Consider the following 25,229-nt stretch of genomic DNA (forward strand, 5'->3'; position numbering starts at 1 on the left):
GACTGCCTGTTAGATCGATCAGTTGCGTAGGCCGCTTCTTGCGGCTCCTTCATCGCATCGGCATGGATGAGCGAGCTCACCGCCGTCACTCAATCCCCCCGCCCGAACCGGATTTCATTCTGAACCGCCAGTAGGCATAGAAAGGCAATCCCCCGGCCAGGAGCGCCAAACCCAGCCCGGTCTCCCGCGGGCGCTGCATCACCATGCCGGTGCAGAATGCGCACGCTACGAGAAAGAACGCCAAGGGCACCCAGGGATAGCCCAGGGTCCGATAAGGCCTCGGCAGTGCCGGCTGACGGTGGCGCAGCACGATCACCGCGAGTGCGGTAATGCCGTAAAACGTCCATGCGCCGAAGATCGCATAACTGAACAAGCGCTCGAAGGCCTGCTCGTCCCGGCCCAACACCAGAATCAGTCCGCCCGCCGCGAGGCCCTGCACGATCAAGGCCTTGGCCGGCGTCCGATGTACCGGATCGATATCTCCCATGTGGCGGAAAAACAGCCCGTCGCGGGCCATCGCGTAGGACACTCGGGCGCCGCTCAGGATGGCGCCGTTCAGGGCGGCCAAGGTCGACACGATCGCCGCCACCGTGATCGCCCTGCCGCCCCATTCTCCCAGGGCAGCGGACGCCATGTCCTGGGCCAAGCGCTCGGATTGCCGGACCTCGGCGAACGGGAGAACGTAGAAATAGGCCAGGTTGATCAAGAGATAGACGGCCATCACACTGATAATGCCGAAGATCAGGACGCGCGGGATCGTGCGCTGAGGATGCCGGATCTCTGCTCCGATCATGGTCACGTTATTCCAGCCATCGTAAGCCCACAACGCGGCCGCCAATGCGGCGCCGAACGATTCGATGCCGATCGGGGCTGAAGCCGCGGCAGCGCCGGAAAAGTGTTCCCACTCCCCTTCCCCGCACACGAGCCCGAGCGCCGCCAAGGCCACGATGGCGCCGACCTTCAGCAGCGTCAGGACGATCTGAACCTCGCTTCCCAGGACGACGCCGCCGTAATTCAGGAGCGAGAAGACCAGGATGCTCGCGAGCGCCGTGAGCTGAACGCCGGTGAGCGTGAGATCCAGGCCAGCGACGGAAGATCGCCATACCGATTGATCGAGATCATGTACGAAATAGCCGAGAAAGATGGCGAACGCCGTGGCGATGCCGGCGATCGCTCCGGTCTTGCCGATGACCACCTGTTGCCAGCCGAAGAGGAATCCCCACAAGGGACCGTAGGCGCGCCGCAGAAAGACATATTCCCCGCCGGCTTCCGAAAAGGCGGCGCCGAGTTCCGCATAACTAAGCGCCCCGGCAAGCGAGAGAAGCCCTCCGACTGCCCAGACCAGGAACACCGCCCAGACCGCGCCGGTCTCGCGGGCTATGGTCGAAGGCACCAGGAATATGCCGGTGCCGATCACGGTGCCCGCCAGGATTGCCCCCGCGCCGAGCCATCCGATCCCTCGCTCCAATTCGGGGCGCCTAGCGGACCGGTTCATGGATTTCCGTATCCGACGCCATGTGGAACCTTAACGTGGAGGCCTCCGGGTCTCACGGAACCAGCGACGGTACTGTTCCATGCGATGGCGCTGATCGGCCGCCGCGCGCCGCGTGCAAGTGGCGTATTCAGCCGTTCCCGGTATAGCGCCCCAGCGAAATTCCGGACAGTCGTTGGGATTGTAAGCCATCTCGAACGCCGGCCGCCGCGCCAGGATATCGGCGACCGTCAATCGCCAGGTCGAACCGTCGCTCCGGGTATAGGCGATCTGCCGCTCTTGTACGCGCACCCGATGCCGCCGCTCGATCTCTTCCCTGACGATCTCCGGCGACCGTCCGCCGAGCACGAAAAGCTCGGGATAACGGACGATGCGCTCCGGGAAGCGTGTCAGCACGTCCATGGCGATCAGGAGACGCATGTCGCGGGAGGGCGTCGCATAGTCCTCCCAGGGTCCGACGGTCTCGAAGATCGAAGGCCCCGTCGGCATCGTGATGAGGGTCCCCGGATGCTGCCTCTTGTATTTCTCGCCGTTCTCGACGGCATGGACTCGCGTCTCCAATTGTTCGACCAAGGCATCGAGCACGGAGTCATAAGCTTTTTCGGCATTCAATCCCTTTGGATCGATGAGCCGCATCATGCGCGCGTAGAAATCCTCCGCCGGATGCTCGGCCTGCTCCGCCGAATAGGGCGCGATAACGGCTTGCTCCGCCAATTCCGCGTTGCTCAGAAGGCGCGGAGATTCCTGCCCCTCTCTCGCGAGCGGCCGAAAGGCTTTAAAGCCCGGACCCGCGCTTTTCACATCATCGGCGAAGAGAAACGTGCCTTCCCAGAAGCGTTTGCGGCCGACCGAGTTGTCCGGCTGCGCATCGACGGCGAGAAGCAATCCGCCGCGATCCTCCGTTTGCGGGACCCATTTCACGATGATCAGGATATGCCCATAAGGATCGGCAAAGACCGTACCGGGCCACAGGTTTTCACGCTTGATCGCGACCGGGTAGAAATCGGTGTTGTCGTCTTCGAACGCCGATCGCACATTCCCCGAGTGAACCGTATCCATCAGCCGCCGGGACAGGTCGGTGAAGGCGGAAGCCGGCGCCGATCCCGACGAAAAGCGCCGGTCTATGACGGCCGGCCCGCAGCGCGGCGGTCTGTGCGAAGCGCCTCGATCGCAGGCCCGAAACGCCACCGGCAGACCGATCTTCCAGGCGAAGTAGGCGCGCAGGAAATACGGGAGGTCCGCACAGTCCGGCGTGGCCGGAAGCCTCTCGTCCTCGCCCTGGCCGAAGTGGCCGTGAAGGAAATTCCGCTCCGGGTTCCTGAGAATCGGTTCGAGAGACGGAAGCGTGTAGTTTTCCTCGATCGGCGCATCGAAAAGGCGCTCGATCCAGGCGGAATACAGCGCCTCGTGCCGCCGGTCCCATTCGGCCCCGCTGCGCTCCGGTCCGGCCTCGGCGTCGTTGCCGACGGTCACGCGGCGGCACGCGATCATCTCGCCCTGCCTCCGCCCTTCGACGCGGTAGTCTCCGGGAACGAGGTGATCGATAGCAAAAGCCGCGCTCCACGGAGGCCCGCCCTGTCGGTTGACCGCCAAGGACAGTTCCTCGCCGCCCGGCGCAAAAGCCCTCAGTTCGCTCACCGGCCCATCCGTCGCCACCACCATGAGCTTTAGCCGCTCGCCGATCACCGGCATTTTCGGCGATATCCAAACCGATGCGGCCCCACCCTCCGGGCACGGCTCGGCATCCGCCTCGCCGACCGCCAGGCCGGGGGCCAGCAATACCAGCGCCATGACAATGGCGAGAAACCGAACATCTCTTGGCCGTTTGCCGGAAAAAAACATTCCGGCCGAGGCATAGACCGGATTAAGCAAAGCGGATCCGGCACTTTTCCCGCCCTCGTCGGCGACGGCTGCCGCCTTACTCTGCTCTACGTTTGCTGAACCCACTGGCATAGCTCATTGATTATTGCAAATCGCCCGGCCGTGCAGGACGGCCAAGGCGTCCCGAACGATCTGGCATTCCTCGTCTGTGGGGATCACGAAGCCGCGAACCGGGCCCCCGGTCACCCGTTTCCGGAAAGCCCGCCCGGGACACCGTCGTTCGCCGCTTCATCGAGCGTGGCCAAACCCATGGTTTCTTGACCGGGGTGGGCGCGGAGAACCCGGCCCGCTGGATGACCTCCGACGTTGAAGGCGAATTATGTCACTATCGCATCGCCCTAAGCGGATTTGGAAGTTTGCCGCTCGCTGGCTAATTTACGATGGACAAATTCGGCCAACTCCGGTCGTTCGTCCGTTTGTTGAAGTGGTCATTTGAACGTCAGTTCCATTCGGGTAGCTGACGTTCCCGCTGCAACCGCTCTCGTCTCAAGCATGGCGATGATGAGGCGGTCGCCAGGAGTACCCGAGGGGCCGATTCCAAGGCTCTCTCTCGTCTTCTTCAGTGATAAACGCCACATCCAGCGGATGAGCGCCAGCCGAGGCCTTTTGGATGATCGACTCCAGCAGAAAGGGTGATAGCGATTGTATCGATTGCAGGAAGGTCCATTGGTCCGGATAGGACTGCAACTTATCGTCCCCGAACACACAGAAACCCTGCTCTCAGGGTTCTTTCTGCAACGGCAAGGCGATCAGGTTGCCGAAGCCGCCTTTCGGCATGGTGTCCCGGTTGGGAAAGAACCGGTCGTAGGAGGCGAGTTTGAGTTGTTGCGGACTAGAAAGCAGCTTCGATCCGGCTGATCTCGTCAGAGCATGGCTCGCCAATAGTTTATCAATCCTTGTATATCATCCACATGATGGATGATATACAAGGATGATTGCCCGCCGTATGCTGCCCATCGTCAGAGAAGCCCTGAGCGACCAGGCCGCCGTCGCCTTGATAGGCCCCCGCCAGATCGGCAAGACCACTTTGGCCTTGACGCTGGCGCAAGAGCGTCCTTCCGTCTACCTGGATCTGGAGTCACGGGAAGACCGCGCCAAACTGACCGATCCGGAATTGTTCCTGCGAAACTTCCGGGACCGCATGGTTGTTCTGGACGAGATCCATCGAATGCCGGATTTGTTCCAGAGTTTGCGCGGACTGATCGATGAGGGACGCCGCAACGGCTATCGAACTGGGCACTTCCTGATTCTGGGGTCTGCCTCCCTGGACTTGCTCCGCCAATCCGGCGAGAGCTTGGCGGGCCGGATCGCTTACGTCAATATGGGGCCATTCGATATTCTGGAAACCTCGGCCGGCAATGGCGAAGACGTCGCTCGGCTATGGGTGCGGAGCGGATTTCCCAACAGCTTTCTCGCGGCGGACGATCGGAAAAGCTTGCGTTGGCGCAGGGATTTCATCCGTTCCTATCTGGAGCGGGAAATTCCGCTATTCGGTCCACGGGTACCGGCGGAGACCCTCGAGCGCCTGTGGACGATGTTGGCCCATGAGCAGGGCGGCCTGTTGAATGCCTCGCGCCTTGCCACCTCCCTGATGATCAGCGCGCAAACCGTAACACGCTACATCGATTTACTGGTCGATCTGCTACTGATCCGCCGCCTGCGGCCGTTCCACGCCAATCTCGGCAAACGCTTGGTCAAATCCCCAAAGGTGTATCTTCGAGACAGCGGCATAGCCCATGCCCTGCTGGGGTTGACGGACTATAATGCGCTCAGTGGCCATCCCGCTGTTGGCGCGAGTTGGGAAGGTTTTGTCATCGAAAATCTGCTCGCGGCTGCACCGGAGCAAACACTGCCAAGCTTTTACCGCACCGCCGTCGGCGCCGAAATCGATCTCCTATTGGAGATGCCGGGCAAAGGCCTGTGGGCTATAGAAATCAAGCGAGGCCTCTCTCCAAAGTTGGAAAAGGGCTTCCAGATCGCCTGCGATGATCTGCGGCCGGATCGACGTATTGTCGTGTATGGAGGTAGCGACCGCTATCCTATCAAGGCGGATGTTGAAGTGATCGGGCTCAGAGCTTTGGTGGAAATGCTCGCGGCGCTTTGAGGCTCACGACCTACGTCCCTGCCAATTTGCGCCGAACGCTCGCTGTCGGCCGAGGACTTGCCAATTTGAGGAAACACGATTGAACGGCTTTACCATAAAAAAGAGCATCCATATCCATGCAAAACCGGAGGCAGTGTTCGATGCGCTGACTCGTTCGGAAGATATTGTCAAATACTTTCCGTTGAAAAGGGTTACGTCCGAGTGGAACGAAGGCAGCGAGATACTGTTGACAGGAGAAAACAATGGCAACGAATTCAGGGATTACGGGGTCATCCTAAACCTGTCGCGCCCCGGCCGATTTAGGTACAGCTACTGGAGCGACAATCACGGAACCGAAAGAACCCCGGAGAATCATTTGACGATCGACTATCGTTTATCGCCTGAACCGGACGGGACCCGGCTGGATCTTGAGCAAAACAATCTACGATCGGAGGAAATGGCCACATGGATGGATGCGATCTGGGACGCATTGCTCGACAGCCTGAAAGCATTCGTTGAACAGCGCACATGAAGTCCGCGAGCAATCGCCCCATCGGCCGCTGCCGCCGCGAATCGGGAGATCCCTGGCCGGGAAGGATCCCGACCAAGAGCCTATCCCTGCAGGTCCCAAAACCCTTCGACCGGGCTCAGGACAGGCCCTTCGACCGGGCTCAGGGCGAACGGCCTACTGAGATAGGCTCTAAACCGATCCTTCCCGGAAGGAGTGGTTTTTTCGCCTGACGGCATTAACGTCTGCTGCGATTCGACAGGGTCCGGAACGCATCCGGCGCTGATTCAAGGAAGCTCCCGCGACAGAGGCCGGATGTTTCTGCTTCGACAGCCCGGAATGATTTCTCAATTCCAGTTCTTCAATTCATTGTAGTAATAACGCGATTTCTCCCTGATGAGTTTCTCCTTGTTTTCGATCAAGGAAGCCAGCAGGATAACCGCCAGGCCCAATCCGATCGAGCTGATCCAGGGAGCCGCCGAGTACAGGGCGACCGCATCCTTTATATGGAACAGAAGACCGCCCGCCACGCAAACATTGCCGCTGAAGAACGGCATCTTCTCCCGATACCTGATGCCGGCGACAGTCAGAAGGATGCCCGCGGCGATGGCGGATACGGGCGCCAGGGGCTGTTGATCGAGGATTGCGCCGAAAGTCACTACGCCGGCCATGACGGAACCGGCCAAACGATACAAGCGTGCATGAAAATCGACTTGGCCGGACAATAGGAACAAGATTGCCACAACGGGCAGCATGGCACCGAGTCGATTGACGGAAACCGTCGAAAATTGCTCGAGTACGATCAGCCAGATGGCGACGGCGGAAAAAGTCCCCAGCCACTGGCAAACATAGATGACGGAAGCCGATTGCGTGTATCGCCTGATGTCATAGATACAACAGACCAGCACGATGGCGCCTATCGCGACCGCCAGCAGGTACGAAGCCGGATGCAAGAAACTCCGGCCGATGATGATCCACAACGGCAGACTGGCCAGCGCCCTCGCCGTCAATCCCTCCGGCAGGCGCATGCTGCTGTCCCGATGCAAACGCTGCTCGGTTCGCCGCAGGAACACGAACAGTCCCGCAATCACAATCGCCATCAGCGTCGCATCGCGAATCGGCAGCATCAATAAAAGGTTGCCGGCCACCGTCGCCCGGAGCAGCGTTCCGAGATATTTGCGCGCGAGGATGGCATAGCCGGCATAGCTCACCACCACCAGCAACACCGCGGTTATAACGAAATCCAGGGCGATCACCGCAGGACTGACATCCATGAACTGCAGCCAGCGATATTGGGGCTGCAGCGCGGCCTGGCCGTGCCAATAGGCGTAGAGCATGGCGCTGACCTGAGAAACCTGGACCGGCACAAAAGCCGCTCCCAGCCCGAAGAAAATCCGGGCGCCCTTGGTGTCCTTGAACAGCCTGGCGCAAACCAGGCCGCCTCCGCACAGCAGCAGGGTCAGCCCCAGGCCGACCCAATAGCGATAGGCCGGCAACAGGTCTTCGTGTCCCTGCAGCATGAAACTGATGGCCGATAGAATAATCAGTATGGAGCCGACCCAGCGCAGATAGCCGGTGATTCTCGAGGTCAGGCTGGCGGCAGCCGGTGTCTGGTCGGTTTCCGCGGGAGACCGTGCGGGGAATTCGTCGTAGTCAGGGGTATACATGATCGCCTCCCGCTTAGCGTTTCTCTGCGGACTCGCTCTGTCCGTCCAGTTCGTCCAGCATCATTCTCAATGCCAGTTCGTCTTCTTCCTGTTCGAAGGCGCTGGCGAAGCTGTCGGTCTCGATGCGGTCCGGCGTTTCCAGTTCCGCACTGACCACCGAACCTTCCCAGCGGTCGAACACGGTCTGCACGTCCGGCAACCGCGTTCCCGCCTGATTCAGCAAGGCGCCCTGCAGATTGGCCCGGTTTTGCCTGGCCGCCAGAATCTCCTTTTTATTTTTGAGAACCTGCAACTGTTCCTGGATCGCATTCAAATCCTCGCGAATTTTGGCTTCCTGGGCCGAACTGTCCCGGTACTGCTGCTCGAGCACGACAATTTGCCGTTGCGTGTCGCGCAAGCGCTTGACGCATTGCAAGGCTTTTTGTTCATCGGTCGCTCTCACCTTGACGGCGCGCTCCGACCATAGGCGGGCTTGTTCCTGCTGTTCCTGAAGTTGCTTCTGATAGTGTTCCGACAGTTTGCCGACCCGATGCAAGTGCAGCCGGGTCTTGCCGGCCAGCGCCTGCAAATCCTGAATGGCGGCGCCGGCCAGGGCTTCGTGGTTTTCGAACTCGTCGGCGACCTGGTCGATTTGGCCCTTGAAGCTGACGAATAGGCGTTTTAAATAGTTCATGGCGACTCTCCTGGGTTGAGTTTCGATTCAAGCTCACTAGAGCATTTTTCGATTCGGTGTAAGGGATCCCGATATGTAGGTCGGCAATCCTTTGCCGACTTACCGGCTCGGCAAAGGGCTTTGTCGGCAAGGGATTGCCGACCTACAGTCTTCCTTCCCGACACGAATCCGTACACCGACATGAAAAACGTTCTAGGGCAAGAGCCGGGCCATGTCCCATTTTTCCTTTAGGAAGAAAGCTCTGATCAAGCCTCAAATTCGGAGAAGCGATCTATGCAACTAATTGATCTAAAAGGCCATCACCCAACCCTCTCCCAGAGGGAGAGGGCTTATTCAGGGCTTCCTTTAACTCAATACGATGGCGCCATCACTTGTGTTGCCCGGCGACTACAATGTACATAGATTGCACGTAGCACCTACCGAAAATGACTAACGGATCGACCACTCAAGACGGCATCGAGGCAAGCCTATCAGGTGAAAAAACGACAACCGGAACAATTCGAGTTTTTCGAGCAAATCGCCGACCTGGCTTTCGTCAATCCTTTCAGCCGAGAGCGGGAGTCAGCGGATTGCCGGGTTCTGAACGGTACGCCGGGTCAATGGGATCTTTCTCGGCGTAGCGAAAAAATTCAGGCACTCCTGCGCGAACGCTTACAAGCCCTAAAGCCGCCGGCTGAATTTCGCATTGGCGATTACCGGGGCCGGGTTCGGGAAATCATGGAATATGCCTGGCTGTTTTATCAGTTCCATGAATTCCAGGATCGTTTCGATCGGTTCATCGCCGCTCAGGAGCGGGCGGGCGATGAACCGATCGAATTGCCGTTTGCCGACGAGGTGACAGGATGTTTCCGGCGAGCCGGCTTCGGCGAAGCGGACTGCGCGAAATACATCGGGCTGTTTTATCAGCTGCGCCGCGGTTTCCTTTTCATCAATTCGTCGGTTTCGGGCGATTGCCCGTCCATTGTCGAGCTGCGCATGCGCTTGTGGAACCATATTTTCACCTTCAATCCGCACTGGTACCTGGATTATCTGATCGGCCGCATGGAGGAATTTTCCACGCTCCTGCTGGGCGCGACCGGCAGCGGCAAAAGCCTGGCCGCCCGTGCCATCGGCTGTTCCGGCTTTATTCCGTTCGATCTCAAGCGGCGCCGATTCCGGGAAAGTTTCACCCGCTCCTTCCAGGCGATCAATCTGGCGCAGTTTCCGGCTTCCTTGTTGGAGTCGGAGTTGTTCGGCCACAAGAAGGGCGCGTTTACCGGCGCCATCGAGAACCATCCGGGCGGGTTCGCGCGCTGTAGCCCATACGGGGCCGTGTTTATCGACGAGATCGGCGATATCGACATCCCGACCCAGGTCAAACTCCTGAACGTCATCCAGGACCGGACCTTCAGTCCGGTCGGAAGCCATGAAAGACAGCGCTTTTCCGGGCGCGTGATCAGCGCGACCCACCGCGACATCGAGCAATTGCGGAGAGACGGCCATTTCAGGGATGACTTGTATTACCGCTTGTGCTCGGACGTGATCGTCGTGCCCGGTCTTCAGCAGCGCTTGCGGGAAAACCCGGAAGAGCTGCGTCCGCTGATCGGCAGACTGCTGAAACGGGTCCTCGACAATCCCGACGGACAACTGGTCGCGCGCATAGAAGACCGGATTCGGGAAACGGTTCCGCAACATTATTCCTGGCCTGGCAACGTCAGGGAGCTGGAGCAATGCATTCGGCGCATTTGTTTGACCGGCGACTACCGCGGCGCGGAAAACGCTCGATCGTCCGACGTTGGAACCGCTTTCAGGCTGGCTGAAACCGGCGCTGAACCGGGCGTACAGCAGTTGTTGCAGCAATATTGCCGTTTCCTGTACGAGAAGTACGGCAGCTACGAAGCAGTCGCGCGAATAACCCGGCTCGATCGGCGTACCGCCAGGAAATATATCGTTGATCCATCTTGATCCCGCCCCGCTCGCCGAACAGCGGGCAGCGATGCGCGGTCCGGCGCCGTTCGGTCCCGGCATGCCGCAGTGGCATGGCGGTCATCCGGCAGACCTCCCGTACGGTTTCCCGATTCCGGCGAGAAGGCTTTTTCGAAGCGCCGAGTGAAGTTGTCCACTGTCAAGCCTTGACAGACGGAATGAGGGACTGCTCCTCCCGGCGACAAAACCGTAAGCTATTGATGTGCCGTTCAAGAACTGATGTATTGCGAAAAATCAAGCACATAGCTCTAGGGGCATCGAAAGGACAATGCCTGAGCAGAACCTGATCAGGTCAACGGAAAGCCTGAAAATACGGGCGGTGGCCTGGACCATCCCCAAGTTTATCCACAGGGTTGTCCACGAAATATGTGGATAGTATGGCAAGCGTATTACATCGTGTAAGGCGAAGCTGACAAGAAAATCCGCAGAAACTTACAGCTCTTCTGCCTGCCGTCGCGTTTTAAGCACCGGCGTTGCCTACTAAACTTCACGTCGTGTCGGGCCGGATTCCGGGATCGGGCGCCAGATCGAGGAATGTGAACCGAAAGCATACCCCCCGAGAAGGAATCCATGTCAGTCCGACCAGTCATTTCGACGGAGCAAGAGACGGCCTTGAAACCGTCTGTTTCCTACCGGCCGCTCAGCGCGCCGAGGCTTCGTTCGAACGTGTACTACCCAACTGAATACGGAGGACATCTTGGATAATCCATACAAACCACCTCTTGCACGCGTTGCCGACATTCCCTCGAGTGAAAACAATTCCGGCGGCGGCAGTTCAATCGTCATTCCGCCCGGAGTGCGGGGCTGGAGCTGGGGGGCCTTCCTGCTAACCTGGATCTGGGCCGTGTTCAACAGAACCTGGATAGGTTTGCTCTGCCTTATCCCATATATCGGCTTCGTCTTTAGTGTCTATCTCGGGATTAGAGGACGAGAGCTGGCGTGGAGAAACAAGCGCTGGGACAGTCTCGAACACTTCAACCAGATTCAGCGGCGCTGGTCCATCGGGGGGCTGATAATCGTCGTAGGCGGTGTCGGCTTCGGCATTCTGGCCGCTATCCTGATCCCCGCCTACCACGATTACATGATACGTGCGAATGGCGGCTAGAAGATTTTCGTACCTGCCGGGGAAACCGCGATTAGGTCGGGAATCCGTTTCCGACCTAATCGCGGTTCGGCGAGGCTCGGCGGAAATATTCGGCTGCCGATCGTGCCGCTGCAGGTCGCGAATGCCTCCGCGACATCACGCCGCTCGGCCGCGGCTTGCATCCTGATTTCCAAAACGGTCTCTACTCGCAAGCTCCCGTAGGGTAGATTCGAAATTGCTCCGAGCGCGGCGTCGGACGAGTTTCCCCGGATCGACACCACTCGAACACTCAATCGATTTCCGGGCCGGCGCGCCCGGCCCGATCTTCTTCCCTTCCCTTTTGTCACCAAACCGACCCGGTCATGTAACAGATCGGTAAGCAGACTGAAATTTTCCGCCCGTATGATCCGCTCGGCATCGGCGTACGCACGCGTTGCTTCCGATAACCGAGAAGGAGAATGACAATGAGCTTTCCATGGCATACGAAAACGGCCGCTATTCTTTCGATCGAACTGATCCTGCTATTGGGGACACCCGCGCATGCACGGACCGGTAGCCACGAGGCCGGGCCCCCAACCCGCATGGGCACCGTGCTCAGCGAGGGAGAATTTCTGCCGACCGGCAAGCGCGTCACGCCCGATGCCGCGCCTCACGCCCTATTCCAGCCGCTCAACCCGGGCCTGCCCTCGCGTCCCGAATTCCTCGCGGATCACGCCGTGGATACCGCCGTCAGCCCGGACGGCAAGACTCTGCTCATCCTGACCAGCGGCTACAACCGCAACAACGGTCCGACCGGTTCCCGGGTGGCGGAAGAATCCCGGGAATACGTGTTCGTGTTCGACATCACCGGCCCCGCGCCGGTCCAAAAACAGGCGGTCCAGGTGCCGAACACCTTCAACGGCCTGGCGTGGAATCCCAAGGGCCATGAGTTCTACGTATCCGGCGGCGTCGACGACACGGTTCATGTGTTTACGTCGAACGCCGGTCAATGGTCCGAAGCGTCGGAAATCGCGCTTGGACACAGTAACCAGGGGGCCGGACTCAATATCCGGCCGATGGCCGCGGGCCTGGCGGTCAATGCCAGGGGCGACCGGCTGCTGGTGGCCAATTACGAAAACGATTCGGTGAGCCTGATCGACCTGAACACGCGCAGCAAGATCGGCGAACTGGACCTGCGTCCCGGCCGGACCGATCCCTCACAAACCGGCACGCCGGGCGGAACGTATCCGCTGGCGGTGTCTTTCAAGGGCGACGACAAGGCCTATGTCTCGTCGCAGCGCGACCGCGAACTGGTGGTTCTCAACCTGGACGGCGATGCGATCGGCATCCGCACGCGTATCAAGACCCGCGGCCAGCCGAACAAGATGACCCCGAGCAGGGCCTGGGACCGTCTCTATGTCGCCAGCGACAACAGCGATACGGTGCTGGTCGTCGACACCGGCGAGGACCGGATCGTCGAGGAAATTCTGACCACCGCACCGGAGCAGGTTTTCCCGCGGGCGAACAAGTTCAAGGGCGCCAACCCCAACAACGTCGCGCTTTCCCCGGACGAAAGAAGCTTGTTCGTTACCAACGGCGGGACCAACTCGGTGGCCGTCATCCAGCTCGGAGGCCGCCGCGAACATTCCCTCGACAAAAAACGGGGCGGCGACGCCGGCTACCGCAAAAGCCGTTTGATCGGCCTCATTCCCACCGGCTGGTATCCCAACGCCGTCAGCGTGAGCCCGGACGGCAGCAGACTCTATGTGGTGAACGGCAAGAGCATCGCCGGGCCCAATCCCCAAGCCTGCCGCAATACACTTTCCACCGCATCCGGTTCCCTCAGTGCCTGCAACGCCGCCAACCAGTACGTCTGGCAATCGGAAAAAGCGGGCTTCCTGACCCTGCCCGTGCCGGACGGCAAGGACCTCGCCCGGCTTACCTGGCAGGTGGCCTATAATAACGACTTCCCCACCGTTCGAGACCACGCCCGCTGGAAGGACACCATGGCCTTTCTGCGCAGCCGGATCAAGCACGTAATCTACGTGGTGAAGGAAAACCGCACCTACGACCAGATCCATGGCGATCTCGAGAAAGGCGATGGCGACCCCGGCCTCGCGATCCTGTCGCCCTACAGCCCGAACCACAACCGCCTGGCCCGCCAATTCGTAACCCTGGACAATTTCTACGACAGCGGCGAAACCTCCGGGGTAGGCTGGAACTGGACGACGGCGGCACGGACCACGGATTTCACCGAGAAGACCCAGCCGCCCAACTACGCCGGGCGCGGCCTGAGCTACGACTGGGAGGGCGCCAACCGTAACTTCCCGGTGTCGTTCACGCCGGAAGAGCGAGAGGCTTCCGGTTTCACCGATCCCGATATGCTCGCCGGCAGCGCCGACGTCGCGGCCCCGGACTCCCGGGATGGCGAAGCGGGAACCGGCTATTTGTGGGATGCCGCCCTGCGCGCCGGCTTGACCATCCGGAATTACGGTTTCTACGTATCCAACCTGCCCGGAGCCCCGGTGGTGGACAAACCCTTCGAGCAAGGCGTCAAACAGGCGGTGGCGCTGAAGCAGGCGCTGAAACCGCACACCGACGAATATTTCAGGGGTTACGACCAGAACAATTCGGACTTTTACCTGTTCCGGGAGTGGGAGAGGGAGTTCGACCAGTACGCGGAAAAAGGCCGGCTCCCCAACCTGTCCTTGGTTCGGCTGCCGCACGACCATTTCGGAAACTTCGGCAGCGCCCGATTCGGCGTGAACACGGTACCGGCCCAGATGGCGGATAACGACTATGCCGTGGGCCGGCTGGTGGAAAAAGTCGCCAACAGCCGGTTCAAGAACGACACCCTGGTGTTCATTATCGAAGACGATGCCCAGAACGGCGGCGACCACGTCGACGCGCACCGCAGCATCGCCTATGTCGTGGGTCCGTACGTGAAACAGGGAGCGCTGGTGTCCACCCGGTATACCACGGTAAGCATGATCCGAACGATCGAGGAAGTCCTGGGACTCCCGCCGCTGGGCATCAACGACGGTTTGACCGCCCCGATGGCCGACATTTTCGACAAAAAACAGAAATCCTGGAACTACCAGGCCGTGGTGCCGGACATTCTTTACACCACCGAGCTCGAGCTGCCGCCGCGCGACACCGCCCCGGTCGCATCGGCACCCGCCTGCCCCGGCATGCCCAGGGCGGACGCCGCCTACTGGAACGCGGCCATGAGCCGGCAGGATTTCTCCGTGGAGGACAAACTGGACGTTGACGCCTTCAACCGCGCGCTGTGGAAAGGACTGAAGGGAGAAAACGTTCCGTATCCGGAAGAGCGCCACGGACGCGATCTCCGCAAAGGACGGGAAGCGCTCCTGAAAATCCACGCGGCCCGCACCGAAACCCTGTGCGCCAGGAAGAGCGTGGCTGCGGCGGACTAAGCTCCCGCAGCAGGCTCGTCAGCCCGCCGGCCGCGGTTATTCGCGCCCGGCGGCTGCAGGCGGCAGACACTACCCGAATCGCTCCTGCTCCGGCAGCCTCCAAGTTTTCCTACTGTTCGTGATCACCCGATATTCCTTTTTTTCAGCGCTGACTCTGTTCATCGCCGTTTCCGCTTTCGCGGACGAACATCCGTCGCACCTGCCCCGTATAGTTGTCACCGCAACCCAGAGCGAGCGCGACGCCTTTCTCGTGCCTCAGGCCGTATCCACCATAACCCCGGAATTCATCGACAACTCGCTAGAGTCCATGACTCCGGACCTGTTCCGATTTACACCGGGAGTGTACATCCAGAAAACCAACCAGGGCGGCGGGTCGCCTTTCATCCGCGGCCTCACCGGCAAACAGGTCCTGATCCTGGTCGACGGCGTCCGCCTGAACAACTCGTTCTACCGCTTCGGTCCGCACCAGTATCTCAACACCATCGATCCGCACATCATCGAGCGCATCGAAACCGTGAGAGGGCCGTCCTCGGTACTCTACGGCACCGACGCTCTGGGTGGGGCGATCAATATCATCACGCGCAAACGCACCGATTTTTCCAAATCGCTGGGCTATGACGGCCTGCTTTCGGCGCATTTCGAAAGCGCGTCGGAAGCCGGCGTATTCCGGGGACAAATGGAAGGCAACTGGAACCGGCTCGGAATCATCGCCGGAGCGACCGGAAAACGCTATGACGACCTCGACGGAGGCGGTTCTTCGGGCAAACAGATTCCCAGCGCTTATGACGAAGCCGATGCGGACATCAAGCTGAACTATCGCCTGAACGAAGACGAGGAACTGGTCTTCGCCGCTCAGTACACCCGTCAGTTCGACGTTCCGAAGACCAGCGAGGTCACCCTGGGCGACAAACTGAAATTCAATTACGCGCCCCAGGAACGGCGCTTCGGTTACCTCGAATACCGGGCGAACCGGCTCGGCATCTTCGACGGCGTGCGCCTCAACATCTCCTACAACAACCAGCGGGAAGGAGAAGAAATCATCGGAGAACGAACGCCCGGCATCGAGACGCGCGAACTCACCGACGTCGATACGATAGGCTTCACGCTGCAATTGAAGAATCGCGTGCTCGACAGCCACGTCCTAACCTACGGCGCGGAGTACTACCACGACGATTATCAGACCCGCATGAAACGGCGCGATCGGACGACCGGCTCGAAACGGACCTTATCCCCCGGCACGCCCGATGGTGCGACTTACGAGAGCTGGGCCGTGTATCTCCAGGATGAGGCCCATCTGCTGGATACCCTGGACGGCGTGTTCGGCATCCGCTACAACCGGTACGAAGCGGCCGGCGAGGTGGCCGACCAAACCCTCGGCTTCGAGACGGACGCCGTCGCCGGCAACCTCAACCTGGCTTACCGGCTCACGCCGAATCTCAATCTGGTGGGAGGCCTGGCGTTCGGATTCCGCGCACCCAACATGGAGGATTTTTTCGGCCGCGTGGACTTCTTCAACGAAATTCCCAATACGTCTCTTCAGCCCGAGGAATCCTTCAGCAAGGAAATCGGCCTCAAGTATCGCAGCCAGGCGCTGAGCGCCGAGGTGTTTTACTTCCACACCGACTACGAGGGATTCATCGACCGGGCCACCGTGGGCCGGCAACCCGACGGCACGCCGATCAAGCAGCGCCGGAACATCAACGATGCCGAAATTCAGGGGGTGGAAGCCGGCACCGAGTTCTGGCTGAACCCGCAATGGCGATTCGGGGCGAGCCTGACCTGGACCGAAGGCCGCGATGCGCGGACCAAGGCTCCGTTGCGGCGCATTCCGCCGCTATACGGTTCCGCCCGCCTGGTTTACTACCCCGCCGATCGCGTGTGGATCGAAGGCTCGGTGTGGTGGGCGGACGATCAGGACCAACTGGCCGCCGGAGACATCGAGGACCCGCGGATCGGTCCCGACGGCACGCCGGGCTATACCGCATTCGGCCTCAAGGCGGGCTACACGCCGCATCCCCGGCACGAACTGCTGGTGGGCCTCGAAAACCTCAGCGACAAGCAATACAAGGCGCACGGTTCCGGCATCTTCGCACCGGGACTCAATGTCCTGGCGACTTATCGGTTCAGGTTCTAGGCGGCGACCGTCGGCACCGAAGCACATTCAGGAAAGTCCTACGGCATACGAACCGCTCTTTGCGAGGATTTGCCGGGGATTCGATTGGCTGGGTCGAAACACCCGGGCGACTTGACGTCATGCGCCCAGGGTTTCGAGACGTTCGCAATGCGTCACATTGCGCGGAAGTATTCGTAGGTCGGCAATCCTTTGCCGACAAAGACGCTCGGCCGAAACGTGAACGTCGGGAAGGGATTCCCGACCTACAGGGTGCACGATCGTAGGTCGGCAATCCTTTGCCGACGCCACCGCCGGGCCGATGCGTTGGTCGGCAAAGGATTGCCGACCTACTAAGGCTTCTTTCACCATTGACCTTGGGGGAAATGCGTCTATTCTTTCCGAAATTCGCATCGAGGAGAGCAAGGACACATGGCTGAAACGCGGACCAAACCCCATTTTTCGATCGTCGAGAGGCCCGTCATGGCGGTAGACCACGCCCGTGAGGTCTACCACAACCCGGATTCGGCCAACCTGGCCTGGTTCTTCCAGCTCAACGAGATCACGGAGGACACCGTCCTGAAACCGGGAACCATGTTGGTCGTACCGACCGGTCAGGCCTGCACGGCCGCCGAGGTCCAGCTTGCCGCCAACCTGCGCGACCCTCGGTTCTGGCCGCGCGGCATCCGCGGACCGATCGAACACCCGGAGATCACCAACCGGCTTTACGAACTGCTGGAATATACGCAGACACTGCAGACACCCGGCGGGCTCGGGGCTTATGCCTACGCCGGGCAGCGTCAGATCGAAGATATCACCAAGATTCTCAACGAGCTTCAGAAACTCTACCAGGACACCTATTCGGCCTCGGGCAAGTTGAGCGGCGCGGCCTTCCAGCACCGCCGCCGGGAACTGCTGAACCGGCTCGACGGCTCGCTGCGCGGCTGGCTGCGCCGCGGCCTGGTCGGTCCCGACGAACCGCTCATCCGCCGCAGGTTGGGTCTCTCCAGCAAGCGCATCGTTCACCGCTGGCGGCAAGCGGGCTCCGCTGCCGGCGGGATACCGGAACTGCGTCAACGGATCGCCGGGCTGAACCGGGCGGCCGGACAGGCCAAGGCGCTCGGCCATATCGGCATCGCCCTGGATACCGCCTGGTCGGCAGCCGAGATCAAGCGCCACATCGAGGAAAACCGCCGGGACCGAAACCGGCGCATCGCCGGTGAAGCCGGGCGACTGGGTGGCAGTCTCTTGGGCGGCGCAGCGGGCGGCTACGGCGCCTACGGGCTTTGCAACCTTGCCTTCGGTGTAGCTACGGGTGGGTCCAGCCTGCTCTGGTGCGCTGTCGTCGGGGGCATAGGCAGCTTCGGCGGTGGATATGTTGGCAGCAAAGGTGTTCCTATACTTGGCGAGTCAATCTACGATGTGACCGAACGGGTGGCCGACTGGTGAGTACCGGGGAAGTGATTTTTGCGATAGTTGCACTGGTTTGTGTACTGAGTTGCCTGGTCGGAATTGTTGGTATGTACTTTATCGAGTGGGTTCTCATGCCCTGGCATCGCCGCCGGACCGGGCGCGAGCTGATCGAGCCGACCCCGCCCTTGCCCGGGGTGGCGGCCTTGACCCTCGGCCATTGCTTGGTATCACCTTGGTTCCAGAAAAGAACCGGTCACGTTATTACGATCGACCTGGCACCACGCTGGTGGCGCTATATTGCCATTGTGACCATCTGGGCCGGATGGTGCTTCGGTGTGAGCTTTGTTGTAGCCGTGCTCCTGAAACCCGATATCCTCTTCTGAAAGTACCTGTTTGTGGACGGTTTCGCCGCCAACCGGACCTGTAGCCCCGCCCTCGGGCTCCCCTCGGACGGAACCTGTCTGCCTTGATGCGCCATTGCCGGCGGCATCGGCAGTTTCGGTAACGGATACGGGCTAGAGCATTTTCATACCGACTTTGCGGCTATTCGCGCGTGGATACCTTCTTGGGAATCCAGCGGCAAACCGCGGGCCGAGCCGCGTGATGTCGCGAAGGGATTCGCGACCTAATGGGGTAGGTCGGCAATCCCTTGCCGACGAAGACGCTCGGTCGGAGCGTGAACGTCGGGAAGGGATTCCCGACCTACAGGGTGCACGATCGTAGGTCGGCAATCCTTTGCCGACGCCACCGCCGGGCCGATGCGTTCGTCGGCAAAGGATTGCCGACCTACTAAGGCTACTAAGGCTTCTTTCACCATTGACCTTGGGGGAAATACGTCTATTCTTTCCGAAATTCGCATCGAGGAGAGCAAGGACACATGGCTGAAACGCGGACCAAACCCCATTTTTCGATCGTCGAGAAGCCCGTCATGGCGGTAGACCACGCCCGCGAGGTCTACCACAACCCGGATTCGGCCAATCTGGCCTGGTTCTTCCAGCTCAACGGGATCACGGAGGACACCGTCCTGAAACCGGGAACCATGCTGGTCGTACCGACCGGTCAGGCCTGCACGGCCGCCGAGGTCCAGCTTGCCGCCAACCTGCGCGACCCTCGGTTCTGGCCGCGCGGCATCCGGGGACCGATCGAACACCCGGAGATCACCAACCGGCTTTACGAACTGCTGGAGTATACGCAGACGCTGCAGACGCCCGGCGGGCTCGGGGCTTATGCCTACGCCGGGCAGCGTCAGATCGAAGATATCACCAAGATTCTCAACGAGCTTCAGAAACTCTACCAGGACACCTATTCGGCCTCGGGCAAGTTGAGCGGCGCGGCCTTCCAGCACCGCCGCCGGGAACTGCTGAACCGGCTCGACGGCTCGCTGCGCGGCTGGTTGCGCCGCGGCCTGGTCGGTCCCGACGAACCGCTCATCCGCCGCAGGCTGGGTCTCTCCAGCAAGCGCATCGTTCACCGCTGGCGGCAGGCGGGCTCCGCTGCCGGCGGGATACCGGAGCTGCGTCAACGGATCGCCGGGCTGAACCGGGCAGCCGGACAGGCCAAGGCGCTCGGCCATATCGGCATCGCCCTGGATACCGCCTGGTCGGCGGCCGAAATCAAGCGCCACATCGAGGAAAACCGCCCGGACCGGAACCGGCGCATAGTCAGCGAAACCGGGCGACTGGGTGGCAGTCTCTTGGGCGGCGCAGCGGGCGGCTACGGCGCCTACGGGGCCTGCAACCTTGCCTTCGGTGTACCTACGGGTGGGTCCAGCCTGCTCTGGTGCGCCATTGTCGGGGGCATAGGCAGCTTCGGTGGAGGATATGCGGGCAGCATACTTGGTTCGAAAGGCGGCGAGTCAATCTACGACGTGACGGAAAGGGTGGCCGACTGGTGAGTATCGGGGACGTGATTATTGCGGTAGTAGCCCTGATTTGGGGCGTAAGTTGCCTGGTCGGAATTGTTGGTATGTACTTTATCGAGTGGGTTCTCATGCCCTGGCATCGCCGCCGGACCGGGCGCGAGCTGATCAAGCCGACCCCGCCCTTGCCCGGGGTGGCGGCCTTGACCCTCGGACATTGCTTGGTATCACCTTGGTTCCAGAAAAGAACCGGTCACGTGATTACGATCGACCTGGCGCCGCGCTGGTGGCGCTATATTGCCATTGTGACCATCTGGGCAACCTGGATTTTTATCCCGAGTTCCGTTGTACTCATCTTCGTTTGATCCAATATCCTCTTCTGAAAGTACCTCTTTGTGGACGGTTTCGCCGCCAACCGGACCTGTAGCCCCGCCCTCGGGCTCCCCTCGGACGGAACCTGTCTGCCTTGATGCGCCATTGCCGGCGGCATCGGCAGCTTCGGTAACGGAGACGGACTAGAGCATTTTCATACCGGCTTTACGGCTATTCGCGCGTGGATACCTTCTTGGGAATCCAGCGGCAAACCGCGGGCCGAGCCGCGTGATGTCGCGAAGGGATTCGCAACCTAATGGGGTAGGTCGGCAATCCCTTGCCGACGAAGACGCTCGGTCGGAGCGTGAACGTCGGGAAAGGATTCCCGACCTACAGGGTGGTCTGGTCGTATGGTCGGCAATCCTTTGCCGACGAACCCCTTGGCCCGACGGCTACTGGTGGGTCCAGCCTGCCTTGGCGTGCCCTCGTCGGGTCATCGGCAGTTTCGGCGGTGGATAGGCAGGCAGCATAGTTGGTTCGAAAGGCGGCGAGTTAATCTACGACGTGACGGAAAGGGTGGCCGACTGGTGAGCACCGGGGAGGTGATTTTTGCGATAGTTGCACTGGTTTGTGTACTGAGTTGCCTGGTCGGAATTGTTGGTGTGTACTTTATCGAGTGGGTTCTCATGCCCTGGCATCGCCGCCGGACCGGGCGCGAGCTGATCAAGCCGACCCCGCCCTTGCCCGGGGTGGCGGCCTTGACCCTCGGACATTGCTTGGTATCACCTTGGTTCCAGAAAAGAACCGGTCACGTGATTACGATCGACCTGGCGCCGCGCTGGTGGCGCTATATTGCCATTGTGACCATCTGGGCAACCTGGATTTTTATCCCGAGTTCCGTTGTACTCATCTTCGTTTGATCCAATATCCTCTTCTGAAAGTACCTCTTTGTGGACGGTTTCGCCGGCAACTGGACCTGTAGCCGGACCGATGCATTCGTCGGCAAAGGATTGCCGACCTACGCGTTGCAACTCGCGTTCTACCCAGCTTTTTAGCCGATGTTATAGCGCGTGGCATACTCCTGCAGGGCGCCGGGGCCCAGTCGCCGGTGCAACTGCTCGCCCACGCCGATCATCAATGCGCGCCAGTAGGGAGCGGCGTCTTCGGGCGCTGCCGCCTTGCTGCAGCGGGCCTTATGCAGGGCTTCAAACAATTGGTCCACGCTCATTTCCGGCAGGCTTGCCAGAAAAGCGCGAAGCTGGGCTTCCTGCTCTGGTGTCATCTCGAACTCCTCGCACAAATTGTCCGCGAAGCTCCGCTTCCCGGCCAAAACTCATTCGGCTGCAATCCGGATGTCCGAAAACTCAACCCGGGTCGATGTCCAGGCCATCTTCCTCGGCCAACTCCACGCCGGTGACGCAGACATCGCCGTCGTCGATGATCAGTTCGACCTGGGTGAGTTGCTTGCCCTGGCAAGGCCCGATAAAGCAGTGCCCGGTGTCGATATCGAACTGGGCGCGATGTTTGCCGCAGGTCAGGAAGTTGCCGTCTTCATCCATGAACTGCCCGGGTACGGTATCCAGCCGGCTGCCGGCATGCGGGCAGACATTTTCGTACCCGAAAAAGCGGCTGCCTTTGCGCGCGACCAGAATCGGCCAAGGCTTTACCTCCCCTTCGTCGGTTCGGATAGCCAGCCAAAAGCCCCGCGCCTGTTCTTCTTCGATTTCGTTCGCACGGCAAATCACAAAGAGTTCATTCATATTGCGTTTCCAAAGTTGAGGATAAGACCCAAGCGCGGCGGACAGCGTCTGGGTGACGTTGCGCTCGGAATTCATCAAGCAATTCTGATACCAGAAACGAATTCGGACGAACCCGTTCGGTTTCCACTGGCGGACAGACACTTGCGGCTTTGCGGTTAAAGGCGTATGGAGGAAATCCGACAATGTTTGTCGCGAAAGCGCCGCGCCGCCATGGGTAACCGGCTCGGCGCGGCGAGGATTGACGGATGCCCTGGGCTGACAAAGCGGAGCCATTTATGGGAAGCTCCCCTCCGGCAGATCTCGCGAACGGCGGAACTGTATTTCCGCCGCCCGGACGCTGGTCATTTCAAATAATCCGCCATGCTTTTGCGGCCCTTCAGAACAACCCACAAGACCACGCCGGCCATCACGCTGACGACAGACCAAAGCAGCAGGATCTCGCTTCGATACGGGTCATTCTCCATGTCGGCCTTTGGCAGAAGGTGGCTGACGTCCGTCATGACCGGCTTTTCATGCTTATTATTTGAAATAGGCGCCGCGTATAAAAACAATCGCCCGTCCTTCGGACTGAACACCATGGATTGGAAAGTCTTCGCGTTGAAAATCGCCTGATGCCGGTTCGCCGTATCGAACATGATTCTCGTCAGATCGTCGATCTGCGCGGTACGCCCTCCCGGCTCGAATACCGCCAACTCCCCGAACCGTTGCCAACGATAGATATCCTTGCTTTCTATACAATTCGAAGGCGACTCCTCCGAAACGAAACAATTTACGACCGCTATTTGATCCTTTTTCCCCCATGGCATCTCCGGCCGCGTCGGCGTGCTCGGCGTTCTCAAATGCGAGGCTTTGCCGTCGGGCTGCTCCAGGACCCGGATCTCGTCCCGATCGGCCATCAGCACGTTGTGGCTGAAAGGAAATTGCTGCGCCATCAGGAATTCTGCCGCGGCGCCGACAGTCGCCTCGTTTTCCAGGGTCTTTCTAAGATCGAAAACAATCGAGTGCGCGCCTGCGGCCGGCTGCGAATATCGTATTCCCAACGGCGAATCCAGGTGAGCAAGGTATAAGCCATGATTATTGAATCCCGAAATTACCCCGATATAGCCGGCAAAGCCGATATTCACCAGGACGTCTTTTCCGTAGTCATAAACGGTTATGGCTTGAAGGCTTCGCAAATCTTCGGTGGTATCCCAATCCACGTTTCTGCCGACGAGGGGAGCATGGGTTGCGGAAACATTGCCCAAAACGCCGAAACCGGAACAATTCGTTCTGCGGCCCACATCGGGCATCAATTGGAAGAACCATAACTCGTTCAGCGAAAGGAATCCGTCGCCCAGACGATCCTTTCCGGATATCTGCCAAGTCGAGGCCATGGCGGATAACTCTTCCTGATACGCCGGATCGATATTCACCCTGATGATGTCCATCCCGGACCTCACCCATTGGTTGAACTGATCTTGCCTGATAAACCCCGCCAAATAGCTGTCATAAATTCTTTCGATATCGGGGAACGCCGATTTTATCGCCCTTCCCAATTCCGCTCCGATCTCCCTGCCGGTTTTCCCCTCGGCGTCGACCTGAAATACCCTGATCTCGTTCTGGGCGGCGACACTCCAGGCCGGATGCCAAGCCGATACCATAATGAGAAAAGCCAAAGCGATTTTCATGCAGAATGGCTCCGATTCACCGATACGCTGTCCTGTATTTTCGGTAAACCATTCGCCAGGCCGCATGCGTACGGATTCGTAATCCTCGGTTGGTAAAACCTGTATCGCCTCGAGATACTTCTTGCATTGGTCATTCATCGGAAGAGCAGAACGAATATCGGTTTCTTTCCTTGCGCTATCCTTCTTCACTTGAAAACCCGAGCTCGGCGCATCGGAAGACGGTCGGTGCGATATTATCCGTTACCCTCGCCGAAAAGCGAGAGAATCGAAATGTAGGTCAAGCGCCCGGGTATCGCCCGCACCAAAAGTCGTACCACACACTTAAACATCTATTTCGAATCACGAGATCGAAAATAGCGATTACCGGATTGCGCGACCATGCCATCGATACATGCAAAGAATAGATTGCCCGGACACGGATCGACGAGATCTCGGCAACAGTACGAGGCTCCGATCGCCGACTCCCCGACTCGCAGCCCGGATGCAGCTTGAAGCCGTGTGCCGAGCGGCCGCTGAGACCCGCGTGATCCGGCTCTTGCTGGTGGACGACGAAACCCTGGTGCGCCAGGGTCTTCGGCAGCTCTTCGAGCTCGAAGAAGACATCGTCGTGGCCGGAGAAGCCGGCGACGGCGACGAGGCCTTGCGAATCATCACCCGGTCCCCCCCTGATGTCGTGCTGCTCGACGTGCGCATGCCGCGCATGTCGGGCATCGCGCTGCTTAAGGCGCTGCGCTGCGAAAACCGTCTACTTCCCACCATCCTGCTGACGACGTTCAATGATGAACAAGCCTTGCTCGAAGGCGTCCATAACGGCGCCAGGGGGTTTCTGCTCAAGGACGTGTCCTTCGAGCAACTGGCCGGTGCCGTGCGCCGGGTGGCAGCCGGCGAAACCCTGATTTCTCCCGAGATCACGGAGCGCTGCCGCCAGGTGCGAGCAGCCGGCTCCCGATCGTTTGAAAGTTCCGCTCCCCGACGCTCGCTGACCGATCGCGAGATCGAAGTGCTCCGGTACCTGGCGAGCGGCTACAGGAACGGCGAACTGGCGGAAAAAATGGGAATCAGCGAGGGTACGGTCAAGAATCACGTCACCAGCATTCTCGCCAAGCTCGGGGTCAACGACCGGACCCGGGCGGTACTGAAAGCCCTGGAATTGGGATGGATCTGAACTCGATCGACCCGGTCGCGTACGCCGCGGAAAGAGCGCAGGTAATTCCATTCGGCATTCGGGTGAACATTAATCGTAGGGTGGGTAGGGCGAAGCGAAACCCATCGATGGTGGGTTAGTCCCTCGGCCCCACGTAAACCGCCGACCCTTCGACTTGGCTCAGGACAGGTTCGAG

The 25,229-nt window shown here is 59.9% G+C and carries 20 protein-coding genes; 12 read left to right on the forward strand and 8 right to left on the reverse strand.

Features of this window, described 5'->3' with window-relative positions; genetic code table 11:
• Positions 1-85: 85 nt before the first annotated feature.
• From sS8_RS09225 to sS8_RS28040, 3 genes are all read right to left on the reverse strand, one after another.
• Positions 86-1,495: an APC family permease gene (locus sS8_RS09225; protein ID WP_119629393.1), complete on the reverse strand. Its 1,410-nt coding sequence runs from the start codon at positions 1,493-1,495 to the stop codon at positions 86-88.
• A gap of 30 nt (positions 1,496-1,525) precedes the next feature.
• The gene (locus sS8_RS09230) at positions 1,526-3,445 is read right to left on the reverse strand and encodes a hypothetical protein (protein WP_197716723.1); all 1,920 of its coding nucleotides are present in this window, start codon (positions 3,443-3,445) and stop codon (positions 1,526-1,528) included.
• Positions 3,446-4,093: 648 nt separating this feature from the next.
• On the reverse strand, positions 4,094-4,255 hold the full coding sequence (locus sS8_RS28040) for a TOTE conflict system archaeo-eukaryotic primase domain-containing protein (protein WP_170161015.1): 162 nt from the start codon (positions 4,253-4,255) through the stop codon (positions 4,094-4,096).
• Between the two features lie 64 nt (positions 4,256-4,319).
• Here sS8_RS28040 and sS8_RS09235 point away from each other — a divergent pair, with 64 nt between their 5' ends.
• Both sS8_RS09235 and sS8_RS09240 read left to right on the forward strand, forming a co-directional pair.
• Complete coding sequence (locus sS8_RS09235; protein WP_197716724.1) at positions 4,320-5,477, forward strand: ATP-binding protein; 1,158 nt, start codon at positions 4,320-4,322, stop codon at positions 5,475-5,477.
• A gap of 79 nt (positions 5,478-5,556) precedes the next feature.
• On the forward strand, positions 5,557-5,988 hold the full coding sequence (locus sS8_RS09240; RefSeq protein WP_119629395.1) for an SRPBCC family protein: 432 nt from the start codon (positions 5,557-5,559) through the stop codon (positions 5,986-5,988).
• 323 nt (positions 5,989-6,311) lie between these two features.
• Here the strand turns inward: sS8_RS09240 and sS8_RS09245 are convergent, their stop codons facing one another.
• Positions 6,312-7,631, reverse strand: a complete 1,320-nt coding sequence (locus sS8_RS09245) for a hypothetical protein (RefSeq protein WP_119629396.1) — start codon at positions 7,629-7,631, stop codon at positions 6,312-6,314.
• Between the two features lie 13 nt (positions 7,632-7,644).
• Positions 7,645-8,304 carry a PspA/IM30 family protein gene (locus tag sS8_RS09250; protein ID WP_119629397.1) on the reverse strand — a complete coding sequence of 220 codons (660 nt, stop codon included), beginning with the start codon at positions 8,302-8,304 and terminating at the stop codon, positions 7,645-7,647.
• A 474-nt stretch (positions 8,305-8,778) separates the two neighbouring features.
• Between sS8_RS09250 and sS8_RS09255 the strand changes: the two genes are divergently transcribed.
• The 9 genes from sS8_RS09255 (at position 8,779) to sS8_RS09300 (ending at position 21,382) form a co-directional block, all read left to right on the forward strand.
• A complete protein-coding gene (locus tag sS8_RS09255; protein WP_119629398.1) occupies positions 8,779-10,248 on the forward strand; it encodes a sigma-54-dependent transcriptional regulator in 1,470 nt (489 codons plus the stop codon).
• A gap of 718 nt (positions 10,249-10,966) precedes the next feature.
• Positions 10,967-11,374, forward strand: coding sequence for a hypothetical protein (locus tag sS8_RS09260; RefSeq protein WP_119629399.1), 408 nt, complete (start codon positions 10,967-10,969; stop codon positions 11,372-11,374).
• A 443-nt stretch (positions 11,375-11,817) separates the two neighbouring features.
• Complete coding sequence (locus sS8_RS09270) at positions 11,818-14,769, forward strand: bifunctional YncE family protein/alkaline phosphatase family protein (RefSeq protein WP_119629401.1); 2,952 nt, start codon at positions 11,818-11,820, stop codon at positions 14,767-14,769.
• 118 nt (positions 14,770-14,887) lie between these two features.
• Positions 14,888-16,903, forward strand: a complete 2,016-nt coding sequence (locus tag sS8_RS09275; RefSeq protein WP_119629402.1) for a TonB-dependent receptor plug domain-containing protein — start codon at positions 14,888-14,890, stop codon at positions 16,901-16,903.
• A 408-nt stretch (positions 16,904-17,311) separates the two neighbouring features.
• Positions 17,312-18,328, forward strand: a complete 1,017-nt coding sequence (locus sS8_RS09280) for a hypothetical protein (protein WP_119629403.1) — start codon at positions 17,312-17,314, stop codon at positions 18,326-18,328.
• Entirely contained in the window at positions 18,325-18,675 is a 351-nt protein-coding gene (locus sS8_RS09285; protein ID WP_145986467.1) for a hypothetical protein, read from the forward strand. Before sS8_RS09280 ends, sS8_RS09285 begins: the two co-directional genes overlap by 4 nt.
• A gap of 494 nt (positions 18,676-19,169) precedes the next feature.
• Positions 19,170-20,186 carry a hypothetical protein gene (locus tag sS8_RS09290; RefSeq protein WP_119629405.1) on the forward strand — a complete coding sequence of 339 codons (1,017 nt, stop codon included), beginning with the start codon at positions 19,170-19,172 and terminating at the stop codon, positions 20,184-20,186.
• Positions 20,183-20,515, forward strand: a complete 333-nt coding sequence (locus tag sS8_RS09295) for a hypothetical protein (RefSeq protein WP_145986468.1) — start codon at positions 20,183-20,185, stop codon at positions 20,513-20,515. Before sS8_RS09290 ends, sS8_RS09295 begins: the two co-directional genes overlap by 4 nt.
• Before the next feature lie 534 nt (positions 20,516-21,049).
• On the forward strand, positions 21,050-21,382 hold the full coding sequence (locus sS8_RS09300) for a hypothetical protein (RefSeq protein WP_145986469.1): 333 nt from the start codon (positions 21,050-21,052) through the stop codon (positions 21,380-21,382).
• A gap of 131 nt (positions 21,383-21,513) precedes the next feature.
• On the opposite strand, the gene sS8_RS09305 is transcribed toward sS8_RS09300, so the two are convergent.
• The 3 genes from sS8_RS09305 to sS8_RS09315 form a co-directional block, all read right to left on the reverse strand.
• A complete protein-coding gene (locus sS8_RS09305; protein WP_145986470.1) occupies positions 21,514-21,744 on the reverse strand; it encodes a hypothetical protein in 231 nt (76 codons plus the stop codon).
• Between the two features lie 82 nt (positions 21,745-21,826).
• Positions 21,827-22,222 carry a Rieske (2Fe-2S) protein gene (locus tag sS8_RS09310; protein WP_119632684.1) on the reverse strand — a complete coding sequence of 132 codons (396 nt, stop codon included), beginning with the start codon at positions 22,220-22,222 and terminating at the stop codon, positions 21,827-21,829.
• 341 nt (positions 22,223-22,563) lie between these two features.
• A complete protein-coding gene (locus tag sS8_RS09315; RefSeq protein ID WP_145986471.1) occupies positions 22,564-23,889 on the reverse strand; it encodes a C45 family autoproteolytic acyltransferase/hydolase in 1,326 nt (441 codons plus the stop codon).
• Positions 23,890-24,370: 481 nt separating this feature from the next.
• On the opposite strand from sS8_RS09315, the gene sS8_RS09320 reads away from it, so the two are divergent.
• On the forward strand, positions 24,371-25,054 hold the full coding sequence (locus tag sS8_RS09320) for a response regulator (RefSeq protein ID WP_232020581.1): 684 nt from the start codon (positions 24,371-24,373) through the stop codon (positions 25,052-25,054).
• The last annotated feature ends 175 nt before the right edge of the window (positions 25,055-25,229 follow it).

The sequence above is a fragment of the Methylocaldum marinum genome, from assembly GCF_003584645.1.
Taxonomy (GTDB): domain Bacteria; phylum Pseudomonadota; class Gammaproteobacteria; order Methylococcales; family Methylococcaceae; genus Methylocaldum; species Methylocaldum marinum.

Coding starts and splice junctions, on each gene's coding strand:
- sS8_RS09305 (WP_145986470.1), bottom strand. CDS start 21,744: ATGACACCAGAGCAGGAAGCCCAGCTTCGCGCTTTTCTGGCAAGCCTG.
- sS8_RS09320 (WP_232020581.1), top strand. CDS start 24,371: ATGCAGCTTGAAGCCGTGTGCCGAGCGGCCGCTGAGACCCGCGTGATC.
- sS8_RS09250 (WP_119629397.1), bottom strand. CDS start 8,304: ATGAACTATTTAAAACGCCTATTCGTCAGCTTCAAGGGCCAAATCGAC.
- sS8_RS09245 (WP_119629396.1), bottom strand. CDS start 7,631: ATGTATACCCCTGACTACGACGAATTCCCCGCACGGTCTCCCGCGGAA.
- sS8_RS09310 (WP_119632684.1), bottom strand. CDS start 22,222: ATGAATGAACTCTTTGTGATTTGCCGTGCGAACGAAATCGAAGAAGAA.
- sS8_RS09315 (WP_145986471.1), bottom strand. CDS start 23,889: ATGAAAATCGCTTTGGCTTTTCTCATTATGGTATCGGCTTGGCATCCG.
- sS8_RS09235 (WP_197716724.1), top strand. CDS start 4,320: ATGCTGCCCATCGTCAGAGAAGCCCTGAGCGACCAGGCCGCCGTCGCC.
- sS8_RS09290 (WP_119629405.1), top strand. CDS start 19,170: ATGGCTGAAACGCGGACCAAACCCCATTTTTCGATCGTCGAGAAGCCC.
- sS8_RS09230 (WP_197716723.1), bottom strand. CDS start 3,445: ATGCCAGTGGGTTCAGCAAACGTAGAGCAGAGTAAGGCGGCAGCCGTC.
- sS8_RS09225 (WP_119629393.1), bottom strand. CDS start 1,495: ATGAACCGGTCCGCTAGGCGCCCCGAATTGGAGCGAGGGATCGGATGG.
- sS8_RS09280 (WP_119629403.1), top strand. CDS start 17,312: ATGGCTGAAACGCGGACCAAACCCCATTTTTCGATCGTCGAGAGGCCC.
- sS8_RS09270 (WP_119629401.1), top strand. CDS start 11,818: ATGAGCTTTCCATGGCATACGAAAACGGCCGCTATTCTTTCGATCGAA.